This window comes from Streptococcus mitis (assembly GCF_001074635.1).
In the GTDB taxonomy this organism is placed as follows: domain Bacteria; phylum Bacillota; class Bacilli; order Lactobacillales; family Streptococcaceae; genus Streptococcus; species Streptococcus mitis_E.
Genome location: NZ_JUQO01000129.1, coordinates 1 through 5743, shown reverse-complemented (window position 1 = coordinate 5743; position 5743 = coordinate 1). Strand labels below are relative to the sequence as shown.

At 40.1% G+C, this 5743-nt stretch carries 6 protein-coding genes; 5 read left to right on the top strand and 1 reads right to left on the bottom strand.

The annotated features are described in order from the left end of the window. Positions 1-127: 127 nt before the first annotated feature. On the bottom strand, positions 128-697 hold the full coding sequence (locus ADI58_RS05515; protein ID WP_049521777.1) for an MptD family putative ECF transporter S component: 570 nt from the start codon (positions 695-697) through the stop codon (positions 128-130). A gap of 135 nt (positions 698-832) precedes the next feature. On the opposite strand from ADI58_RS05515, the gene ADI58_RS05510 reads away from it, so the two are divergent. The 5 genes from ADI58_RS05510 to nrdI all read left to right on the top strand — a co-directional run bounded on the left by ADI58_RS05510 (position 833) and on the right by nrdI (position 5535). Further along, complete coding sequence (locus ADI58_RS05510; protein ID WP_000532348.1) at positions 833-1447, top strand: YesL family protein; 615 nt, start codon at positions 833-835, stop codon at positions 1445-1447. Then, positions 1425-3095: a sensor histidine kinase gene (locus ADI58_RS05505; RefSeq protein WP_342666322.1), complete on the top strand. Its 1671-nt coding sequence runs from the start codon at positions 1425-1427 to the stop codon at positions 3093-3095. The genes ADI58_RS05510 and ADI58_RS05505 overlap by 23 nt, the downstream gene beginning before the upstream one ends. Before the next feature lie 11 nt (positions 3096-3106). Continuing rightward, the gene (locus ADI58_RS05500) at positions 3107-4393 is read left to right on the top strand and encodes a response regulator transcription factor (protein ID WP_049521776.1); all 1287 of its coding nucleotides are present in this window, start codon (positions 3107-3109) and stop codon (positions 4391-4393) included. Between the two features lie 60 nt (positions 4394-4453). Then, the gene (locus ADI58_RS05495; RefSeq protein ID WP_049521775.1) at positions 4454-4987 is read left to right on the top strand and encodes an ABC transporter permease; all 534 of its coding nucleotides are present in this window, start codon (positions 4454-4456) and stop codon (positions 4985-4987) included. Between the two features lie 77 nt (positions 4988-5064). Continuing rightward, positions 5065-5535: a class Ib ribonucleoside-diphosphate reductase assembly flavoprotein NrdI gene (gene nrdI, locus ADI58_RS05490; protein WP_049521774.1), complete on the top strand. Its 471-nt coding sequence runs from the start codon at positions 5065-5067 to the stop codon at positions 5533-5535. Positions 5536-5743: the final 208 nt, after the last annotated feature.

Here is a 5743-nt window from a genome sequence, read left to right as displayed (position 1 = left end):
TTGAGTACGGCAAGGCGACGTTGACGTGGTTTGAATTTGATTTTCGAAGAGTATCAATTCTTGGGAGACTTCTTGACTAAGTCTTGAGCCATAAATAAAAAAGAGCCGTGTGGCTCTTTTTTAGTAATCAGATTTTCTGTGCAAATTTTTTACTCAAGGCTTGTCCAAGCAAGGCACCCACTAGGGATCCGATGACAACACTTGCGATAAATAGAATGATAGTTCCAGGATTTGGCGCGACCATGATACGGTCGATATATTCTTGTGATTTTCCTCTTGCTAGAAGGGTTGCCATATAGGCTTTGGGCGCAATCCACATAAGCAAGATTGGACCTGTTGTGCTAAAGGCAAAGAGTATGAAAGAAAGGAAATTCTTAGTTTGGTCCTTGTATTTTCCGAGGTTGGCTACTGCATCTGCTAGCAGACCACAGATAATTCCAGGAAGGAAGGCACCGGCACCGTGTTTAGTTCCCAAGAAAAAGAGGGCGATGACAAGGCCGATAGTGGTAATGGCTCCAAAGCGCGGAATTTTTGTGACCAGAATCATATAGACGCTACCGCCGACAAGGGCAGTAAAGGCAGGCGCATAAAACATGTTTCCAGTTTGGTCAAAGAGATTGCCCAAAAGGACACCAATCCCCATGCAGAGGAAGTAAAGAACTGCAAAAAGCAGTGTAGTTAAGATAGATTTCTTCATGAATTGTCTCCTGATCATTTTTTCACAATTCTCATTGTATCACGGTTTGATGGGATTGTAAATGGGCACTAGAATTTTTTGAAAACGCTTGAAATATGATATAATAGTTTCATAGTTATTTTTAGGGGGGATATCATGGGTAGATTTTTAGACTTTGTCTTTAATCGTTTCTTTTTAGGGATGATTGCGACAGCCTTCTTTTGGCTATTAACTTTAGCAGGAGGGATTATCCTTGGTCTAGCGCCGGCTAGCGCCACCTTGATGAGCCTATATGCAGAACATGGTTATAGCTTTCGGGAATACAGTTTGAAGGAGGCTTGGTCTCTTTATAAGCAAAATTTCGTCTCAAGCAACCTGATTTTCTATAGCTTTCTAGGAGTGGATCTAGTTTTGGTCTATGGCCTGTATCTCTTGGTACAATTGCCTCATCAGACTATTATTCATTTGATTGCGACATTTTTGAATGTCCTAGTAGTTGCCCTGATCTTTTTGGCTTATACAGTATCTTTGAAATTACAAGTTTATTTTGATTTGTCCTATCGAAATAGCCTCAAACTATCCTTGATTGGCATCTTTATGAGTCTAGCAGCTGTGGCCAAGGTTCTTCTTGGGACAGTGCTACTTGTGGCAATTGGTTACTATATGCCTGCCCTACTTTTCTTTGTAGGAATTGGGATGTGGCATTTCTTTATCAGTGATATGTTGGAACCGGTCTATGAAAGTATCCATGAAAAATTGGCGACAAAGTAGGATGAAGCAGTTTTGGCTACATACGCTTCTAAGAACCTATAGTTCAGTTATGATGATTATTATTGCGAGTTTTGCAATCTTACTTTCTTACGCTGACTGGGATTCACGGGAAAAGGAAGCTCAAAGAGTAGCCCAGCGTGTAACTACTCGAACAGTCGAAGAGGTGGAATATTATTATCGCGAGTCAGCCCAGCTAGCGCAAGATTTAGTAGCCAATCAAGACAGGATACAAGGGGTTTATAAGTACTTTAGTCTATCAACATCTGAGTATTTTTATTGGCTGTTGGAGCATCAAGCAGCTTCGTCAACTTCTATTTCTCTGTATGAAAATATCGATGACCTGTATGTTCAGAATGACTATATAACGGGTGTTGCAATTGTCTTGCAGGACTTTAAAGAAGTTTATATTTCGAGCAGAAATGAGAGAGGTGGTCATACGGTACTTGCGGAAGACTTTAAACCAGAGGCCAATAGTTTTGGAGTGCCTATTTTAGACCCAGCGACGGATCAATCGATAGGGGTTGTTTATATCTCCTTGGATCCAGAAATCTTATACCATGCTGTGGACAATACCCGAGGTCATATCCCGATGGCTGTGACTGTGACATCGCCTTTTGATACGGAGATTTTTCATATTGGTGAGAGGGTCAATAGGGAGCATGAAAACTGGTTTGTCGGTGTGACCTCTCATGGCTATCAGGTTCAGGTGGCAGTTCCCAAAAACTTTGTTTTGCAAGGAACAGTGGCTAGCTCTGCTTTGATTGTGGGCTTGAGCCTTCTCTTTATTGTCATTCTCTATCTGACGTTGAGGAAAACCTTTGCTAATTATCAAAAGCAGGTAGTGGATTTGGTGGATTCTATCCAAGCTATTGCCCAAGGACAAGAAGGTCTTCGCATTGACACACTGGAAAAGGATCAGGAATTGCTTTTAATCGCAGAGACCACCAATGATATGTTGGATCGCTTGGAAAAGAATATCCATGATATTTATCAGCTAGAGCTTAGTCAAAAAGATGCCAATATGCGAGCCCTACAGGCGCAAATCAACCCTCACTTCATGTACAATACGCTGGAGTTCTTGCGCATGTATGCAGTTATGCAAAGTCAAGATGAGTTGGCAGATATCATTTATGAATTCAGTAGTCTCTTGCGTAACAATATTTCCGACGAAAGAGAGACCCTTCTCAAACAGGAATTAGAATTTTGCCGTAAATACAGCTATCTCTGCATGGTTCGCTATCCTAAATCTATTGCCTATGGTTTCAAGATAGACCCAGGGTTAGAGAATATGAAGATTCCTAAGTTTACCTTGCAACCGCTGGTAGAAAATTATTTCGCGCATGGTGTTGACCACAGACGGACAGATAATGTGATTAGCATCAAGGCACTTAAACAGGATGGGTTTGTGGAAATTTTGGTGGTCGATAATGGCCGTGGAATGTCAGTTGAAAAGCTGGCGAATCTCCGAGAAAAATTAAGTCAGAGACATTTTGAACACCAAGCCAGTTACAGTGATCAAAGGCAGTCTATCGGGATTGCCAATGTACATGAGCGTTTTGTGCTCTATTTTGGGGACCGTTATGCTATTACTATAGATTCTGCAGAGCAAGCAGGTGTTCAGTATCGTATTACAATTCAAGATGAGTAGAAAGGGAGAAAATGTATAAAGTATTATTAGTAGATGATGAGTACATGGTGACAGAAGGTCTGAAACGTTTGATTCCCTTTGATAAGTGGGATATGGAGGTCGTCGCAACAGCCAGTCATGCCGATGAAGCCCTAGAATATGTTCAGGAAAATCCTGTCGATGTGGTCATTTCCGATGTCAATATGCCCGATAAAACAGGGCTTGATATGATTCTGGAGATGAAAGAAATCTTACCAGATGCAGCCTATATCCTACTCTCAGGTTATCAGGAGTTTGATTATGTAAAAAGAGCAATGAACCTTAGTGTGGTGGACTATTTGGTCAAACCTGTTGATAAGGTAGAGTTGGGAAATCTGCTGGAGAAGATTGCAGGTCAGCTCGGCGAGAGAGGAAAGAAAAGTCAGACCCTCAGTCAAGATTTAGACGAGGCTGGATTTGTTAGTTATCTAGGAGGTAAGGAGAATTGGTGGATAGGCCTATCCAAGGAAAAACAAGGCTCTTTCACTATTCCCTACTATGTCTTGGGTCAAGACTGGCAGATTTTCATTTCTGATCAACCCCTAGATGGTTTAGTCGTTACTCCCTTTGAAGCTCCTTATCAAGAACACTTTGAACGCTGGAAGCTGAATGCTGAGAAAGCCCTCTTTTATGGCTCTGTAAATCTACAACAGTCTCAGAGTCTCTTTGCCTATTACGAACCGATTTATAGGGTTATCATTCAGGGAAATCTCAATCAAATCGTAGAAGAGTTAAATCTCTTGGAGAAGGTGGTTCTTGAAAATACACCGCGTGTTCCGATTACCAAACAGCTTTTTATCCAGTTTGTCATGGATGTCTTCCACTTGTTTGAACACCTCAAAGCTGATGATATGACGGACATTGTCAAAACGATTCATGCTATTCAATCCTTCGATGAATTGGTTCCTTATATCAAGGAAACTCTGACCCGATTCTTTGGACAATATCGGATGAATGAAAATGTGGTTAGTGTGCTGGAAGTCATTGGGCGTGATTATCAAAAAGAACTTTCCCTCAAGGATATCAGTAAGGATCTCTTTATCAATCCTGTCTATCTTGGGCAGTTGATTAAGCGAGAAACCAATTCGACCTTCGCAGAGCTTTTAAACAAACAACGCATTAAGGCTGCCCAACAACTTTTGCTTTCAACTAGTGACAGTATTGAAGATATTTGTTATGCTGTTGGTTACAGTAATGTTGGATATTTCTATAAAGTGTTCCGAAAATTGTGCGGAAAATCTCCAAAAGCCTACCGAAAACAGGTAGAAACGACACTATAATATTTGTATCCCTTTACAAAAAGTGCTATAATATCAATAATAACATCAGGAGGTTCTATCATGAAAAAGAAACCGATTTATCTATGGGTCTTGCTAATCTTGTCTGCCCTTATTTCAGCTACGTCTCTATTTGAACTTTTGAAGCCCTTACCTAGCAAAGAAGTCCTTCGTGCTGCTCAAAAACAAGTTGCAGGGGTCAGTGCTCAGCAGGTAGAAGATAGCATTAATTATAGCTATAGAGTAGCAGAAGCATCTCATTCTATTTTTAATGTTGCCTTGATTGTGCTGTCTGCTATTTTAGTTGCAGTAGCGATTGTCTTCCTTGTTCGTAAGAATTTGCAATATGCAAACTATACTTATGTTGGCTATGTTTTGTTAGCTATTATTGGTTCAATTTATACCTATGTGACTTTGCAAGACGCTGTGCAGTTGCTTCAAGATGAGACCATGCGTTTGACAATGAGTATTGGTTCAAAAGCTGTTAGCATTTTCTATATCGTTATCAATGTTCTTTTCCTAGCCCTTGTTTTCTATAAGATTTGGCGTCAACAGAAAGCCTTGGCAGAAGAAGAGGAAACAGAAGATCTTGCCTAAGTATTGACAAAAAAGAACTATCAAGATACAATCTTGGTAGTTCTTTTTCGATTAAAAATAAAATCATGGAGGTACATATGAAGATAATTTCTTTAGTTTATATTAGTCTGAGTGGCAATACTGAAAGTTTTGTGACACGCTTGAAAGACTATCTCTTGTCCCAGTACGAGGGGATTGAGGTTCAAAAGATTCATATCAAGGATTTGGTCAAAGAAGGCCAAGATTTCTATGAAATGGACCATCCCTATGTTGCTTTTTTGCCGACTTACCTAGAAGGTGGGAATGGCGTGGATAACGGAGATGTCGAGATTTTGACAACACCAGTGGGGGATTTTATCGCCTATGGTGATAATGCTAGTAAGTGTTTTGGCGTAGTTGGTTCAGGAAATCGTAACTTTAATAACCAATACTGCCTGACAGCCAAGCAATACAGTCAACGTTTTGGTTTCCCTGTATTGGCTGACTTTGAAATGCGAGGCATGCTGGAAGATATCAAACGTGTCGCAGCTATTATCGCAGATTTGTATGAGTTGGAAAGGGAGAATTAATACTCAATATAAGAGGTGGTTGAAGTTGTTCAACTGCTTTTTGAGTATAAACAGTCTTTGAGAACGTAAAAAAGCATAAGTTCAGGTCTTCAAAACCTTGTTCTTATGCTTTTTATCATAGAAATATTTACTGAATTTTCTCTTGAAATGAAACCTTATACTCAATGAAAATCAAAGAGCAAACTAGGAAACTAGCCGCAGGCTGTAC

What these genes read in the sequence shown, in the direction of transcription:
- ADI58_RS05515 (WP_049521777.1), bottom strand. Translation starts at nt 697, where the DNA reads ATGAAGAAATCTATCTTAACTACACTGCTTTTTGCAGTTCTTTACTTC.
- ADI58_RS05510 (WP_000532348.1), top strand. Translation starts at nt 833, where the DNA reads ATGGGTAGATTTTTAGACTTTGTCTTTAATCGTTTCTTTTTAGGGATG.
- ADI58_RS05505 (WP_342666322.1), top strand. Translation starts at nt 1,425, where the DNA reads ATGAAAAATTGGCGACAAAGTAGGATGAAGCAGTTTTGGCTACATACG.
- ADI58_RS05500 (WP_049521776.1), top strand. Translation starts at nt 3,107, where the DNA reads ATGTATAAAGTATTATTAGTAGATGATGAGTACATGGTGACAGAAGGT.
- ADI58_RS05495 (WP_049521775.1), top strand. Translation starts at nt 4,454, where the DNA reads ATGAAAAAGAAACCGATTTATCTATGGGTCTTGCTAATCTTGTCTGCC.
- nrdI (WP_049521774.1), top strand. Translation starts at nt 5,065, where the DNA reads ATGAAGATAATTTCTTTAGTTTATATTAGTCTGAGTGGCAATACTGAA.